Origin of the sequence: Bacillus sp. UNCCL81, from assembly GCF_900112535.1 — a bacterium.
GTDB lineage: Bacteria > Bacillota > Bacilli > Bacillales > Bacillaceae_G > Gottfriedia > Gottfriedia luciferensis_B.
The window spans coordinates 188,698-203,803 of record NZ_FOMF01000002.1 but is presented as its reverse complement, the minus strand read 5'-3'; the positions used below and the strand labels follow the sequence as shown (position 1 = coordinate 203,803).

Sequence of the window (15,106 nt, the reverse complement as noted above, 5' to 3'; positions counted from 1 at the left end):
TTCTACTTAAACTAACCAATCTGCATTTAATAGGAGTGGTCTCTTACTCATAAACCCTTCCCCATATGGCACTCCGGCTTCTTTTCCAAAAATTTTCTCTCTTGCAATTACGCTATTTACATAGTCGTTTGTTAAAGGCGTAACTACACCATCTGGTCCGGGAGTAAATTGACTTTCATAAGCTTCTAAAGCTGCCCTTTTGACTTCAATCGTTTCTGAAACATCAACTATAAAATTAGGTCGATGAAACCCATTAATCATATATTGAAAAACGTGTTTTACCTTGTGAGCTTCATGATTTGTATTTACATTAAATTTTCTAATCCCAGATGAAAATACAGCTTCTTCTACTATTTTTGTACAATTACCATGATCAGGATGACGATCCACTTCATATGGCGAAAAAATAATACTAGGCTTCGTCATTCGAATTAAAGCAGCTACTTGTTTAATCGCTTCCTCAGATAAGTATAGCCCCCTATCTGGTAATGATAAATTAAAACGCTTTGAAACCCCTAAAATCTTATCTGCTTCTTCAGCTTCTTTTCTTCTAATAATAGTATCCCCATTTGATGAGAGCTCCGCTTCAGTTAAATCACAAATAGCAACCTTATAGCCTAACTTCGTAAACTTAGCAATCGTGCCTGCCATTCCAATCTCAACATCATCTGGATGCGCTCCAAATGCTAGTACATCAAAATATTCCACTTATCTCACTCTCTTTCAAACTAACTAAAAAATTTCACTACTGCCTTAGCGGTTTGAATGTTCGTTGCCACCGGGACATGAAAAACATCGCATAGCCTTAATAAAGCATTTACATCTGGTTCATGCGGTTGAGCAGTTAATGGATCCCTAAAAAAGAAAATAGCGTCCATTTTCCCTTTAGCAATTAGTGCACCTATTTCTTGATCTCCTCCGAGTGGACCAGATTGAAAACGATAAACTTTTAAAGTTGTATTTTCCATTACGCGTAATCCTGTAGTACCTGTTGAAAATAGTTCATGCTGCTGAAAAAAAGATTCATTTTCTTGAACAAAAGTTACTAATGCGTCTTTTCTCTTATCGTGAGCAATTAAAGCTATTTTCACTACCTGCACCACCTTTAGTCCATTATATTTTCTAAGCCGTACACTAGCTCTGAAAGTTTCATTACTTCCTCAACGGCTACTTTAACTCCAGACATAAAAGAAGCTCGATTCATTGAATCATGTCGAATTGTTAATAGTTGACCATCTCCACCGAATAAAACTTGTTGATGCGCAACTAAACCAGGTAATCTCACACTATGAACTCTCATTCCATTTAGATCAGCACCTCTAGCCCCAGCTTCAGTTTCAACTTCATTTGGATGTCCTTGTACTTTCGATTCACGAACTTCCTCAATCATTTGAACTGTTTTAAGAGCTGTACCTGAAGGCGCATCTAATTTTTGGTCATGATGTAGTTCAATGATTTCGATATCTTTAAAATATTTCGCTGCCATTGCAGAGAATTTCATCATTAATATAGCACCTATTGCAAAATTTGGCGCAATAATACAACCTAGCTCCTTATTTGAAGCTAACTCTTTTAAATCATCAAGCTCCTCTTTTGTAAAACCTGTTGTCCCTATTACAGGTCGAATACCATTTTTTAATGCTAAAAATGCATGTTTTTTTCCAATTTCAGGTGTTGTTAAGTCAACAAGAACATCAAAGCTTTCATTTTCAATACATTGCTCTAATGTTTCATATATTTTTGCTTCCCCTTTAAAGCCGGGGCTAACTTTTTGGATTTGTTCTCCACCTAATTTATAATCTACTGCAGCTACAAGGTGAAAATGCTCAGTTCGATCAATTAATTGTAAAGCTTCAATTCCCATTTTACCTCTTGGTCCTGCTAATACTACTCTAATTACTTTCTCCATTTTAAACTTCCTTCCTAGTCCAACGATCTTTATCTCGAGTATTAAACTTCTTCATCACCATATCATGTGCTTCTTGTAAGTCTATATTTAAGCTATTTGCTAAACAAATCATAACAAATAATACATCACCTAACTCTTCTTCAATTAGCTTTTCTTCTTCAGTGCTTTTCTTAGGCTTTTCACCATAGGTATGATTAATTTCTCTAGCTAACTCACCCATTTCTTCAGTTAACCTTGCCATCATTGCTAAAGGACTAAAATACCCTTCTTTAAATTGACCTATATATGTATCGACTTCTTTTTGCATTTCTTTCATCGTTTTTTCGTGCATACTAATATCAACTCCTCAATTAAATCTTATCGAATTGACCACTTTTTGACAAATTATATATTATTTTACTTGAAAAAAATACAAGATAAGATAAAAATAAGAGTTTAGGGTAATTTTTATAGTATGGAGGAAGTATATGATTTTTAAATTGAAGTTACGCAATATCTTTTTTATTATTTTAGGTTCTGCAATTTTTTCTTTTGGAATTATGAATATAAATATTCCAAACAATCTAGCTGAAGGTGGCTTTACGGGAATAAACTTAATTCTTTTAGCTGAACTAAATATTCCTGTTTGGATCTCAAACTTAGCCTTAAACGTCCCCTTATTTTTTATTGGTTGGAGATTACTTGGTACAGTGACAATGCTTTATACAATCATCGGAACTGTTGCAGTCTCTTTTTTCTTAAAATTATTTGAGAAATTTACTTTCAATATAGATGTTCATGGCGATTTAATGTTAGCTTCATTATTTGCGGGTGTATTTATTGGTGTAGGTTTAGGAATTATTTTTAGATTTGGTGGAACTACTGGTGGTGTTGATATCATCGCTCGTTTAGCATATAAATACAAAGGTATTAATATGGGGAAAACGATGTTTATTTTTGACTTTGTTGTCATTACACTTTCACTTTTAACTTACTTAAAAGCATATGAAGCAATGTATACGCTAGTTGCAGTTTTTGTCGGAGCAAGAATAATTGATTTTATGCAAGAAGGTGCATATGCTGCACGTGGAGCAAATATTATCTCTGAGAAAAATGATTTAATTGCCGCTCGAATTATGAAAGAAATGGAACGTGGCGCAACTTATTTAAAAGCAACTGGAACATTTACTGGAGAAAGCAAAGACGTTTTATTTTGTGTCGTACCAAAAAACGAATTAGTTCATTTAAAAAACATCATTCAGGATATCGATCCACACGCTTTTGTAGCCGTTACAGAAGTGCATGATGTACTAGGTGAGGGCTTTACATTAGATGAAAATAAAGTCCCTCTTCACCCTTAATTTTTAACTAAAAAAAGAGGTTCTTGGCATTTGATTGCCAGAACCTCTTTTTTTTATTGATTTTAATCATCACTACGTGTCATACCTGTATAAATTAAAATTAATCTTAATAATTCTGCGACGGCTACCGCTGCTGCTGCAACATATGTCAATGCGGCTGCATTTAAAACGCGTTTTGCATAAACATGCTCATTCGAATTGATGATGCCCAAAGTTGTAATCTGTTTTAAAGCTCTACTTGAGGCATTAAATTCAACAGGAAGTGTAACAACTTGGAACAAAACACCTAGTGCTAATAACACTATTCCTATTAATAATGCACCTGAAAGACGAGAAAACATGCCAATTAAAATAAATATATAAGAAAAATTGGAACTGAAATTTGCAACAGGTACTAATGAATGACGGAATCTTAAAAAGCTATAGTCATTCGCATCTTGAATTGCATGTCCTACTTCATGAGCTGCAACTGCTGTACCCGCCACCGAATATCCATGATAATTTTCAGTTGATAATCTTACAACTTTTGCACGTGGATCATAATGGTCAGATAAATATCCTCGAGTTTCCTCTACTGCCACATTGTATAATCCATTTTCATTTAAAATTTTTCTCGCTACTTCTGCACCCGTTAAATGTGATGTAGAACCAACTTGAGAATACTTTCTAAAAGTTGATTTAACCTTCATTTGCGCATATAAAGGTACAAGCAACAAAATTAAAAAGTAAATTAAATAACTCATTGTAATTCCTCCAAGGAGTGTGATTTTACGATATTGTAATAACTTTTAGAGAAATTTGTCAATCATTATGTTCTCTTCTTTTTTTGTTCTTATTTCGATCACCTATATATTTTCTCCAACCAACATAACTTAATGTACCGACAATAATGATCCCTGTTGTAAATATTGTCCAAATAGAAACAGGTGGAATAATTGAATTACCTTGATCAAAAATGAATAATAATTCACTTTTAGTCTCATCCAACTTTTGTTGAAAAGCCGGTATAGATTCTTGGTTAATACGATAATCATCTAAAAACGAAACAAGTGAATTTATTTTTTTTACTTCATCATATGGAAGGTCCATAATTAGACTTGGATAAATAATCTCAAATTGGTGTAAGAATTGATTTAATTGCGTTTCATATGCTTCAGAATTACCTCGTTTATATGCTGACTCCATATTCTGTAGTGGAGTCATAACTGACTTTTTCATTTCCTTCCACATCGGCTGCATAGTCGTTTCACCAGCATCAATCAATAATCTCAAACCAAGCACATCGGCAACCTTTTCTTGTGGATCAATTCCATCATTTGATAAAGATACAAGTGCATTTTGAAAAGTAACTGAAATGGTTTCTAAATCCTTTGGTGTGAAATCCTTATTCTTTTTTGCTGACGCCATATACTTTGATTCTAATTGCTCCAATAAATTAGCGCCATGAACATAATCACCATCTTGTACTAAAGAGAGCGTTTTTTCAATTAGTGAAGTTTCTTGATCTATTTTAGCGTACCCTTTTACGGTATTAAATGAAAAGAAAATAAAAAAAACGCTTATCCCCGCAATTAATTTTTTCATCAAACCCCTCCCTCATAACTACTAATAATTATGAGAGAAAGGACAAGATTAGAACTTGTTCAAGCACGAGCTCTATTTTTTAAAATTAACTGGTAATAAGCGATTAAAATAACAAATATCGTTAACCAAAATGTAATTAAAGCAATCCAAATTCTGTAATCAGAAAGCATATAATATTCTGGCATTGTACCAAAAACATAGTCTAAAATTAGATCTTGTAAAATCCAAATACTTGCAACAGTCAAGTGCCATTTTTTTACTTTAAATGTCGGTGCGTACAAAACAGCTTGGATTGCCATAGCTCCATGTGAAAAAATTAATAAATATGCAACCTTATCAAGTCCACCTGATATATAAAGAACCATTCCATTCATTATAACTGCCCATATACCATATTTCATCAAGCTTACATATGCTAGTGCTTCTATTAATCCATTCCGTTTATTTAGAATGAAAAGTAGCAATACAATACAAAAAAATAAGGATGCAGTTGGACTATCAGGTACAAATATTTTTAACCAACCAGGAGTAAACTCAAGTTGAGATTTATACCAATAGTATCCATAGATTGTTCCTAGTACATTTATTATAAATAAAGCAATTAAGTTAGGTTTAAGCCGTAGCATACTGTATAGTATGTTCACTAGTTCACTTCATCTCACTTTCACTTTAGGAGATTTAATAAATTTATAACACAAAGTTCACAATTTATATGTATCATCACATTTTTTACATGTTATTATTTCAGTATACAATAAAACATAAAAAAAGAGTCGAAAATTCGACTCTCTTTTAATTACTCTGTTTTACCTGCTTTTGAAACGAATTCAGCTAGTACTTTAAGTTCTGCGTCAGTACCTTTAAATACACCAGATGGCATCGCTTTTCGACCGTTTCTTGCGATATGTGCGATTTCTTCAGGTTTTAAACCATTATTTTGAAGACTTGGAGCTGCTGCGCCACCTTCAAGATTATCGCCATGACAAGATACACAAGTATTTTTTTGCAATAGTTTATATGCTGGATCTTCTTTATTTAACTCAACAAAAGTACGGATTTTACCTTGTTCTTTTTGTTTTTTCCAGTCATGGTGAGCCGCAGCTTCCCATGTTAAATAAATTACACCAGATAAAGCTAATAACATAAAGCCTGTAGCTAAAGGACGTTTAATTGGTTTTCTATGTGGACTACGATCTAAGAATGGCGCTAATAATAAGCCACCAAATGCTAATCCAGGAATTACGAAAGCACCAATTACGTTATAGTCACCAGAAGCATAGCTATATTTTAAGAATTGATATAAGAATAAGAAATACCAGTCTGGTAATGGCGTATAGCCAGTATCAGTTGGGTCTGCAACCCTCTCTAGTGGAGATGGATGTGCAATTGTTAATGTTAAGTATCCAATTAAGAAAACTGCTCCTACCATCCATTCTTTTAATAAGAAGTTTGGCCAAAATGCTTCAGTTTTACCAGGATATTCTGAATAATCCTTTGGAACATTAGGTTTACGTCCTGCCATTGCAGGCACACGTGAGTCACCTACAAATTTCATTCCTTTACCGCGATGCATGTTCTCCCTCCTTTATTTCGACACACTTTAGTCATTTTTTACTAAAGCCCCATGCACTAAATCTTATAGTGGACCTGAAATACCTTGCTTACGAATAATTAAGAAATGGGCACCCATAAGAGCAAGTAAAGCACCAGGTAAGAAGAATACATGGATTGCGAAGAAACGAGTTAATGTTTGTGCACCGATGATGTCCGGATTACCTGCAATTAACGTTTTCACTTGCTTACCAATAAATGGTGTTTGTTCAGCAATTTGCAGACCTACTTTAGTCGCAAATAACGCTTTCATATCCCAAGGTAATAAATATCCTGTAAAGCCTAATCCAAGCATTACGAAGAAGATTAATACCCCTACAACCCAGTTAAGCTCACGAGGCTTTTTATATGCGCCTTGGAAGAATACACGTAAAGTATGTAAAAACATCATAACAATTACTAAACTTGCACCCCAGTGATGCATACCACGAACGATTTGTCCGTATGCAACGTTGTTTTGTAAGTAATAAACTGATTCCCATGCATTTTTGATATCTGGAACATAGTACATTGTTAAGAACATTCCAGATAAAATTTGAATTACTGTAACGAAAAATGTTAATCCACCAAAGCAATATACGAATGCTGAAAAATGATGCGCTGGATTAACGTGTTCTGGTACTTCATGATCAGCGATATCTCTCCAAAGAGGTGTAATTTCTAATCGCTCATCTACCCAGTCGTAAATTTTGTTAAGCACGATTATTTACCTCCTGTATTTGGTTCTAATTTACCAAGATAGAAAGAATCACCTTTCACTTTTACCGCATAGTTGTCTAGTGGACCAAGCGGTGGTGTACCTTTAATGTTTTTACCATCCTTATGGTAACGACCGCCATGACATGGACAGAAGAATTGATTTGGAAAATCTTTATTGTCGTTCCAACCAACTGTACAGCCTAAATGCTTACAAGTAGGTGATAACGCAACGATGTCTCCATTTGAATTCTTGTACACCCATGCAATGTGTGACGCATCAGATTTAACCCAACCATCTACCTGCTTAACTTTAAAGTCAAAGCGTTTTGGGTCAGTCGTTAAATCTTTAACTAGTCCAACCTGCACCATTGCTCCAGCTGCTTCTTTTTGTAAGACTGGGTCAATGGCAAAACGAGCCAATGGCATTAGCATTCCTGCCGCCATAAAGCCGCCTACACCTGTTAAAGTGTAGTTTAAAAACTGGCGTCTTGAAACCTTTTCACTCATGAAAATTCCCCCCTCTATCACAAGTACTCCTGTACGGACAACAGCTATAATAATAAAACTAGGACACTTTCATAATATAATAACAAATTTAGAAGGTCAATAATATCCTAATAATAATCATAGTAATAATGTTGTTTTTATTTTTATCCCCATATTTTAGAAAATAATGCATTTATGTGAGATAATTGTTTATCTACTATTACGCGTTGTGATGATTCATCTAAGCTATTGATGTTTAAATTAGGTAACCAAATTAATGATTCATCCATTTCAGCTTCTGACTGTCTCCAATCAAAATCACATGTTAAATAAAAAACATGTTTAATACCACTAGCTTTAAACTCTTCATTCCAAGCTTTTAATCTGCTTATTTTATTCGATTCTTCAGGTAAATAAGTAAATTCAGGTGCGATTACAACTCTGCCTTTATATGTACGTTCTAGTTCCGAAGTAAGTATTATTAGGTCCTCTCTTTGCTCGGCTAGACCAATATTTTCTTTTTTCAAAGAAACAGGACAAAGTGGAATAATGATCGTATCGATGTATTCCAGATTCTCAATAACTTGATTTAATTCATTAGTTGTCCATTTCATCAAAATTACCTCTTTCTATTAAAATAATTTATTTATAATTGTGAAATTTTTGTGAACAAATTTCTATTTTCCATTTAACCATACATTACTATTTTAAGAAAGAAAAAAAGCCCGCTAATTAAGCATTGTCCAATCAGTCAAAAGGGATCTATGTATTCAATTCAGTAATCCCATTTATAGTTTACTGATTAATATTTAAAAAATTGCGATTTTAGTCAAACCCTGCTCCTTCATTACGAAGCAAATATTTCTATGAGATCAGTCAATTATCCAAGAATCTTTCTCTATTAAGTGACTTTTTTACTATTTTTTTTATTTGAGTATTTTTTTATGAGTAATTTGCTAATCTTAATTTTATATACGGCCATTTTAAATTTGTATAACTTGATGAAATGCCCGACTTCTGTGGGATATAACAGAAGGCTTTTAGAACGCCATATGATGATTAAGATCATGTATCTAGCCACACTTAATAGGGAGGGGACTAAAAATGGAAATTAACCCCACATATCTTATTTAACAATAAAATTAAATTGTGTTCAATTAGCAAATACATTTACAACAGTAAAAAAGCCCCCAAAATGAGGACTTTTTACAGTTTAATATTAAGTTAAAGAATTCAGTTGTTTAGTTAATTCTTGAAAAAGCTTTTTGTCTTGTTTATCTAGAGCCTCGTCAATCATTTTCATCAATCTGTCTTTTTGGAAATTAATAATTGAATCTGACAATAACTTTTCAGCAATTACGCGGTCTTTTTCGTTACTATTTAAGTTTTTTGGTATATGTGGGTTCTCTTCTAAAACTGAAACAAACATCGGATATTGAAAAGAAGATTTAAAATTGAGCTGGATATAAATATCCTCATCCCTATTTAGTCGAATATCGTGAAAAGATTTCTCTGCATCAGTCGTCATAACATTTTGTTTATAAAAATGAAATGGGACTTCTTTAACACAGTTCGTCGACATCACTAACCCGCGTGGACAATATTTAGACTGTTCTACAAAATGAACCTTTTTCATTAAATAATCATGGCTCATTAGGTAATTTAAAATCCAAACACATTCTCTTTGCTTTAACTGAAAATTACTTAGAAACCACTTAACAAAATCTTTCTTCTCATTCACAGATACAGGGGTTGCCATTATTAAATCCCTCCTCTGTCCATAAAATTTGTCCCCTTTTCTGAATAAAGAAAACTACAGAATTTCATTTATTCTTTCAAGTCGTTCTCTTACTTCTTCCTGTAGATACTCATCGTCTACAAGTTTACTGTAAACCTCTTTTGCTTCTTGTACTAAGCCTTCTTCAAACAATAGGTCTCCGTATTCCTTTAAGAAGGAAATTTCCTGGTTAAAGTCATTATATGCTAGACGATATTGATTTAATGCCAATTCATAATTTTCATTTCCATAATATGCTTTGCCTAAGTCCCAATTAAAATGAGGATCTGAAGCTCCATGCTCAATTGCTAGTTCAATTGTACTAATTATGTCATCGAAATCTTCCTCTTCAAAAAGAATTCCGACTAATAACTGAACTGCTTCAATTAACGAAGGATCATAAATTAATGCTTCCTGTAAATGTTTTTTACTTGCATCTAAATTCTTCATTTTACGAGCTAATTTTGCAGCTGATAAAAGGCATTCTACATTTGTTTCATCAACAAGTAATGCTTTTTGTAATATATCATAGCCTTCTTGAAATTGGCCTTCAAGGTCATGTGCTTTACTTAGCCATAAATGTGCTACCAAATATTCAGGATCAAAGAAGATTGCCTCTTCGAATACCGGAATAGAGGCTGCATAGCGTTCAGCTTGAAATAGCGTAATACCATATCCTAATAGTGTATGGAAGTCCTTAGTTTTCTGAATTCCTTTTTCATAATAGGAAATTGCATCTTCCCATTCACCTTCAGCACTTAAACATTCAGCAAGTCTTAAATCTTTATTAACTCCACTCACTTCAATTTCTTGATTAGAAAGCTTTTCGTAAAATGGAATTGCTTTTTTATAATCATATTTACTAAAATAATACTCCCCTAATGCAAAATCTACTACAGGTTCATTCGGTAAAATTCTTTTTGCTTCAAATAATTTTTGTTCAGCTACTTCATCAAGACCCTGAACTTGATATAGATCAGCCATTAATAAAAGTGCTTGAACTCGACTTTCACTATCAGCCTTTATGGCAAGTAAAATTTCTAAAGCTTCGTCTTCTAAATCAAGATCTAATAATATTTCTGCATACATTATTTTAAGATCATCGTCGTCATCATATAAGTAAACTAAATCTTCAATGATATTTTTTGCATCTTCCACAAAACCTAATGATTGAAAAAGAAGTGCTGCTTCGTATTTTTCTTCATCGTTAGCATTTTTTAAATTCTTTCTTAATAAATCTAATCCCTTTTCAGTATGACCGTTCTCTATTAACTGAACAGCTTCGTATAAACTCATTCTTACACCTCATATGACTACTTAATTAATTCATTTAATTGCTCTTTAAAGTTCGGAAAAGATACAGCTATACATTCTGTATTTTCAATAATTGTATCACCTTTAGCAAGTAATGCAGCAATTGAAAGCATCATTCCCATTCGATGATCTCCATGTGAATTTACATTAGCACCTATTAAAGAACTATTCCCTTGTATAATCATACCATCTTTTGTTGCTTCAATGCTTACACCAAGATTTGTAAGTTCTGTTACAACAGTCTGGATACGATCCGTTTCCTTTACTCTTAACTCTTCAGCATCCTTAATAATAGTCTCTCCATCTGCTAAAGCCGCTGCTAAGGCCAAGATCGGTAACTCATCGATACATGTAGGAATTTCAGCCCCTCCAATGACAGTTGCTTTTAAATTGGATGATTTCACTCGTATATTCGCAATTGGTTCTCCGTTTACAACTTTTTCATCCTCTAAAGTAATATTAGCTCCCATTCTTTCTAAAACAGTTAATATCCCTGTTCTAGTAGGATTTACACCTACATTTTTTAACAATATTTCGCTATTAGGAACAATCGACCCTGCTACTAAGAAAAATGCAGCTGATGAAATGTCCCCTGGTACAATAACATCTGTTGCAGTTAATTCTTGGTTTCCATTAATTGAGACTTTGTTTCCATCAACTACTAACTCACAACCAAATGCCTTTAGCATTCTTTCAGTATGGTCACGAGACTTTTCTGGTTCAGTAACAGTTGTCGTACCATTTGCGAATAAACCAGCTAGTAAAATTGAAGATTTAACTTGTGCACTTGATACAGGAGAAGCATAAGAAATACTATTCAGTGAACCTCCTCTAATAGAAATAGGTGTATATGTAGCGTCTTCACGTCCATCTATAGAAGTACCCATCATTTTTAAAGGTTTTGTAACTCGTTTCATTGGTCTTTTACCAATAGATTCATCACCAATAATAACTGAATGGAAAGGTAAACCACTTAATATTCCCATCATTAATCTTGCTGTTGTTCCCGAATTCCCTACATCAAGTACTTCATGTGCCTCTTTAAGACCTTCAATTCCTTTACCATAAACGACTACTTCATCTTCTGATACTTCGATTTGTACACCTAATTTTCTAAAACACGCTATCGTACTTAAACAATCTTCACCTAATAGAAAGTTAGTAATCTTTGTCGTCCCTTTCGCTAATGATCCAAACATAATTGCTCTATGAGATATTGATTTATCTCCTGGAATTGTCACATCACCAACTAAACGGATTTTTTCTAACTGGGAATTTCTCATCATAGTCATCTTATCTAACCTTTCTATATGTATTTACATTCCATTTTTTATTAAATCAAACCTTTTTTTTCGCTGAAATTCTATTCGACGAATTGTCCTATGTTTTTCATTTCCGATGATTTAGTTAGCCTAATTTAGAAAAAGAAAATGATATTTTGATTTAACATTTGATCAAAACACCATTTTCAGGTAAGCATTATGAAATTATTTGTTTTAAAAAACTATCTAAATTTTCTTTTATAAAGTCTTCCTCTAATTCACAAATCACTGGATGTCCAAAACTTTTTAATAGTATATATTTTATTTTCAAATCGATATTTTTCTTATCTTGTTTCATTAGATTAATAATTGGATCTAATTCTAAATTTGAATAAACAGGATAATTCAATCGATTATACCAATTTACTATCTCATTAAATTTTAAGTCAACCTTAAAGAACTGTTCACTCAAATAGATTGAAAATAAAGTTCCAAATGCAATTGCCTCACCATGAGTTGTTTTAGCATAACCTAAATACGCTTCAATTGCATGCCCAAGTGTATGGCCTAAGTTTAAAAATGCTCTTTCACCAGTTTCTCTTTCGTCCCTAGATACAATTTCATTTTTTACACTTATCCCCATTGTGACACATTTTTCAACTAACTCATTATTTAACTCTTCAAGTGAAAGTATATGATCCATTAACCAACTCAAATTGTCGTTAGAAGAAATCATGGCTTCCTTACTAATTTCAGCAAAACCTGATCTCCATTCCTCTATTGGCAAAGAAGTTAAAAAGCTTAATTCATATAATACTAATTCCGGCTGATAAAATGCGCCAACTATATTTTTAGCTTTTGGAAGGTTGATAGCTACTTTACCACCTATAGCACTATCGTGGGCTAGTAAAGTAGTAGGTAATTGGATAAAACGAATACCACGCATATAAGTAGCAGCGACAAATCCAGCTAAATCGCCAACTACTCCTCCACCTAAGGCAATGATTAAGCTATTACGATCTAATTGGACATCAAAACAATAGGTTAAACAATTTTCGTATATTGCAAAACTCTTACTTTTTTCACCATGTGGAATGATATAGTGTTCAACTTTATTTGTTTTACTACAATTTAGTCGTACTTCTTCTAAATAAAGTGGAGCAACTTGATCATCTGTAATGATTAGTATTTTGGAAACTTTAGGAACTAAGCTGTCCAACTTTGACTGCAGTTCACTCAATACTCCAAACCCTATACAAACATCGTATTGTTTAGAGCTTGTATTTACAGTTATCACATTCATTAAAAATTCCTCGCATACTCACGGAAATCTTCAATATTACGTTTTAAACGTTCAAGTTGATCGGATTCAAATTGTTCAATAATTGCTTTTGCAACTTCCCAAGCAACAATATGCTCTGCTACGACACTTGCTGCAGGAACAGCACAGCTATCAGAACGTTCGATACTTGCTTCATAAACTTCCTTTGTTTCAATATCAACGCTCTTTAGCGGTTTGTAAAGCGTTGGGATTGGTTTCATTACTGCTCGAACGACAATTGGCATACCAGTTGTCATACCGCCTTCAAAACCGCCAGCACGGTTCGATAATCGGTAGTAGCCTTGTTCTTCTGAATATGCAATCTCATCATGAACTTCACTACCTGGTAAAGAGCCAGCTTGAAACCCGATGCCGAATTCTACACCTTTAAAGGCATTAATGCTTACGATTGCACCTGCAATTTTTGAGTCTAGCTTTCTGTCATAATGAACGTAGCTACCAACACCAGCTGGCATACCTTCAACAACAACTTCTACAATCCCACCAACTGAATCACCTTTTTGTTTTGCATCATCAATTAACGATTTCATATTTTCTGTCGCTTCAGCGTCTATACATCTTACTTCTGAGTTTTCAGCTCTATTATGTAAGTCTTCTACATTTTTATAGTCTAGATTTTTTGCTTTAACTCCACCAATTTCAATAACATGGCTTGCAATTGTGATTCCTAACTCACTTAACAATTTTTTTGCCACCGCTCCAGCGGCAACACGTACAGTCGTTTCACGAGCTGAAGATCGCTCTAAAACATTCCTTACATCTCTAAAGCCATATTTTATCGCTCCATTTAAATCGGCATGCCCTGGTCGTGGTTTTGTAATGCTTCTTTTTCCTTCGTATTCTAGATTGTCCAAAGGTTCAGGACCCATAATATTCGTCCAATGTTTAAAGTCGTTATTTTCAACAACCAATGCGATAGGAGAGCCTAATGTATAACCATGTCGAACACCGCTAGTAATTTGAGCAGTATCCTTTTCTATTTGCATTCTTCGCCCTCTTCCATATCCACCTTGTCGTCTACGAAGTTCAACATTTATTTCTTCTGCTAAAATTGGTAAGCCTGCTGGAACGCCTTCAATAATTGTAGTTAATTGTGGACCATGTGATTCACCAGCTGTTAAATAACGCATTTCAACACCTTCTCTTTATGTAAGTTTAAAATTATTAGTTACTACTATAGCACAACCTATTCTGAATTTAATATAAAAAAAGAGCCATATTCAAAAAAATGAATTATTCAGTAGAAAAACCTATAGTTTTTTCCTATTCAATTATGTTTCGTCATGAACTAATCTAATTGCTTAGGCACCTCTCTCTTCTTTTCATCCAGAAGTAGCATGTAAAAAAATAAAAACAAAAAGTCCCTACTGAATAAACAGTAGGGACGAATTAATTAATCGCGGTACCACCCTAGTTGTGAACTAAAGCTCTGTTCACCACCTTGATTTTTTTAACGATCAAAACGACCGTTTCTATTTTCTTAAAATGAAAATAGAAATTGCTCCAAGAATGAAATTTCGGCATATTTTATGTACTGACTCGCAGCTTTCGTCAGCTCTCTGAAACAGTGAAATTATGCTTACTGTGTCCTTATCATCGCAAGATATTTAATTGTCAAAAGATTCATTTAAAAACTTATTAATGATGATTATAAGCAGATTTAAAGAAGCTGTCAATGCAATATTTTATTACTATTTGCAACTTTCCCTCTATTTCGCTTACTCATATCGATTCATCTTAAGTTAATAAAAAATTTATCCACAGGTCTAGATTTTAATATTT

General features: G+C 33.5%; 17 protein-coding genes and 1 other annotated feature. Of the genes, 1 reads left to right on the top strand and 16 read right to left on the bottom strand.

Annotated elements, in window-relative coordinates:
- Positions 1-6 precede the first annotated feature (6 nt).
- Genes bshB1 through BM319_RS01140 form a run of 4 tightly spaced genes read right to left on the bottom strand, consistent with a single transcriptional unit; the run spans position 7 to position 2,240 of the window.
- A complete protein-coding gene (gene bshB1, locus BM319_RS01155) occupies positions 7-708 on the bottom strand; it encodes a bacillithiol biosynthesis deacetylase BshB1 (protein WP_139226464.1) in 702 nt (233 codons plus the stop codon).
- A 20-nt stretch (positions 709-728) separates the two neighbouring features.
- Complete coding sequence (gene mgsA / locus BM319_RS01150) at positions 729-1,091, bottom strand: methylglyoxal synthase (protein ID WP_025671410.1); 363 nt, start codon at positions 1,089-1,091, stop codon at positions 729-731.
- Between the two features lie 14 nt (positions 1,092-1,105).
- On the bottom strand, positions 1,106-1,909 hold the full coding sequence (dapB, locus tag BM319_RS01145) for a 4-hydroxy-tetrahydrodipicolinate reductase (RefSeq protein WP_069031880.1): 804 nt from the start codon (positions 1,907-1,909) through the stop codon (positions 1,106-1,108).
- Position 1,910: 1 nt separating this feature from the next.
- Complete coding sequence (locus BM319_RS01140) at positions 1,911-2,240, bottom strand: nucleotide pyrophosphohydrolase (protein WP_049819716.1); 330 nt, start codon at positions 2,238-2,240, stop codon at positions 1,911-1,913.
- Positions 2,241-2,376: 136 nt separating this feature from the next.
- Between BM319_RS01140 and BM319_RS01135 the strand changes: the two genes are divergently transcribed.
- Positions 2,377-3,249 carry a YitT family protein gene (locus tag BM319_RS01135; RefSeq protein WP_069031879.1) on the top strand — a complete coding sequence of 291 codons (873 nt, stop codon included), beginning with the start codon at positions 2,377-2,379 and terminating at the stop codon, positions 3,247-3,249.
- A 62-nt stretch (positions 3,250-3,311) separates the two neighbouring features.
- Here the strand turns inward: BM319_RS01135 and BM319_RS01130 are convergent, their stop codons facing one another.
- From BM319_RS01130 to aroC, 12 genes are all read right to left on the bottom strand, one after another.
- A complete protein-coding gene (locus BM319_RS01130) occupies positions 3,312-3,992 on the bottom strand; it encodes a zinc metallopeptidase (RefSeq protein WP_069031878.1) in 681 nt (226 codons plus the stop codon).
- 58 nt (positions 3,993-4,050) lie between these two features.
- Positions 4,051-4,833, bottom strand: coding sequence for a sporulation protein YpjB (locus BM319_RS01125; RefSeq protein ID WP_091021087.1), 783 nt, complete (start codon positions 4,831-4,833; stop codon positions 4,051-4,053).
- Positions 4,834-4,892: 59 nt separating this feature from the next.
- On the bottom strand, positions 4,893-5,477 hold the full coding sequence (locus tag BM319_RS01120; protein ID WP_091021086.1) for a DUF1405 domain-containing protein: 585 nt from the start codon (positions 5,475-5,477) through the stop codon (positions 4,893-4,895).
- 152 nt (positions 5,478-5,629) lie between these two features.
- Complete coding sequence (locus BM319_RS01115) at positions 5,630-6,406, bottom strand: menaquinol-cytochrome c reductase cytochrome b/c subunit (protein WP_056466650.1); 777 nt, start codon at positions 6,404-6,406, stop codon at positions 5,630-5,632.
- A 63-nt stretch (positions 6,407-6,469) separates the two neighbouring features.
- Positions 6,470-7,144: a menaquinol-cytochrome c reductase cytochrome b subunit gene (gene qcrB / locus BM319_RS01110; protein WP_025671403.1), complete on the bottom strand. Its 675-nt coding sequence runs from the start codon at positions 7,142-7,144 to the stop codon at positions 6,470-6,472.
- Positions 7,145-7,146: 2 nt separating this feature from the next.
- Positions 7,147-7,650, bottom strand: a complete 504-nt coding sequence (locus tag BM319_RS01105; protein WP_069031875.1) for a QcrA and Rieske domain-containing protein — start codon at positions 7,648-7,650, stop codon at positions 7,147-7,149.
- Positions 7,651-7,793: 143 nt separating this feature from the next.
- The gene (locus BM319_RS01100; protein WP_069031874.1) at positions 7,794-8,243 is read right to left on the bottom strand and encodes a DUF2487 family protein; all 450 of its coding nucleotides are present in this window, start codon (positions 8,241-8,243) and stop codon (positions 7,794-7,796) included.
- Positions 8,244-8,848: 605 nt separating this feature from the next.
- Positions 8,849-9,388 (bottom strand): ReoY family proteolytic degradation factor, encoded by a 540-nt coding sequence (locus BM319_RS01095; RefSeq protein ID WP_069031873.1) that lies wholly within the window; start codon positions 9,386-9,388, stop codon positions 8,849-8,851.
- Between the two features lie 54 nt (positions 9,389-9,442).
- The gene (locus BM319_RS01090) at positions 9,443-10,702 is read right to left on the bottom strand and encodes a tetratricopeptide repeat protein (protein WP_069031872.1); all 1,260 of its coding nucleotides are present in this window, start codon (positions 10,700-10,702) and stop codon (positions 9,443-9,445) included.
- 17 nt (positions 10,703-10,719) lie between these two features.
- Positions 10,720-12,003: a 3-phosphoshikimate 1-carboxyvinyltransferase gene (gene aroA / locus BM319_RS01085; RefSeq protein WP_175403436.1), complete on the bottom strand. Its 1,284-nt coding sequence runs from the start codon at positions 12,001-12,003 to the stop codon at positions 10,720-10,722.
- 196 nt (positions 12,004-12,199) lie between these two features.
- Complete coding sequence (gene aroB / locus BM319_RS01080) at positions 12,200-13,285, bottom strand: 3-dehydroquinate synthase (protein ID WP_069031871.1); 1,086 nt, start codon at positions 13,283-13,285, stop codon at positions 12,200-12,202.
- Positions 13,285-14,454 carry a chorismate synthase gene (gene aroC / locus BM319_RS01075; protein WP_069031870.1) on the bottom strand — a complete coding sequence of 390 codons (1,170 nt, stop codon included), beginning with the start codon at positions 14,452-14,454 and terminating at the stop codon, positions 13,285-13,287. Before aroC ends, aroB begins: the two co-directional genes overlap by 1 nt.
- Positions 14,455-14,701: 247 nt before the next feature.
- Positions 14,702-14,930, bottom strand: a binding site (T-box leader).
- Positions 14,931-15,106: the final 176 nt, after the last annotated feature.

Excerpts from the sequence above, each read along its gene's own strand:
- dapB (WP_069031880.1), bottom strand. The coding sequence starts at position 1,909 with ATGGAGAAAGTAATTAGAGTAGTATTAGCAGGACCAAGAGGTAAAATG.
- BM319_RS01140 (WP_049819716.1), bottom strand. The coding sequence starts at position 2,240 with ATGCACGAAAAAACGATGAAAGAAATGCAAAAAGAAGTCGATACATAT.
- BM319_RS01135 (WP_069031879.1), top strand. The coding sequence starts at position 2,377 with ATGATTTTTAAATTGAAGTTACGCAATATCTTTTTTATTATTTTAGGT.
- BM319_RS01130 (WP_069031878.1), bottom strand. The coding sequence starts at position 3,992 with ATGAGTTATTTAATTTACTTTTTAATTTTGTTGCTTGTACCTTTATAT.
- BM319_RS01125 (WP_091021087.1), bottom strand. The coding sequence starts at position 4,833 with ATGAAAAAATTAATTGCGGGGATAAGCGTTTTTTTTATTTTCTTTTCA.
- BM319_RS01115 (WP_056466650.1), bottom strand. The coding sequence starts at position 6,406 with ATGCATCGCGGTAAAGGAATGAAATTTGTAGGTGACTCACGTGTGCCT.
- BM319_RS01105 (WP_069031875.1), bottom strand. The coding sequence starts at position 7,650 with ATGAGTGAAAAGGTTTCAAGACGCCAGTTTTTAAACTACACTTTAACA.
- BM319_RS01100 (WP_069031874.1), bottom strand. The coding sequence starts at position 8,243 with ATGAAATGGACAACTAATGAATTAAATCAAGTTATTGAGAATCTGGAA.
- BM319_RS01095 (WP_069031873.1), bottom strand. The coding sequence starts at position 9,388 with ATGGCAACCCCTGTATCTGTGAATGAGAAGAAAGATTTTGTTAAGTGG.
- BM319_RS01090 (WP_069031872.1), bottom strand. The coding sequence starts at position 10,702 with ATGAGTTTATACGAAGCTGTTCAGTTAATAGAGAACGGTCATACTGAA.
- aroA (WP_175403436.1), bottom strand. The coding sequence starts at position 12,003 with ATGAGAAATTCCCAGTTAGAAAAAATCCGTTTAGTTGGTGATGTGACA.
- aroB (WP_069031871.1), bottom strand. The coding sequence starts at position 13,285 with ATGAATGTGATAACTGTAAATACAAGCTCTAAACAATACGATGTTTGT.
- aroC (WP_069031870.1), bottom strand. The coding sequence starts at position 14,454 with ATGCGTTATTTAACAGCTGGTGAATCACATGGTCCACAATTAACTACA.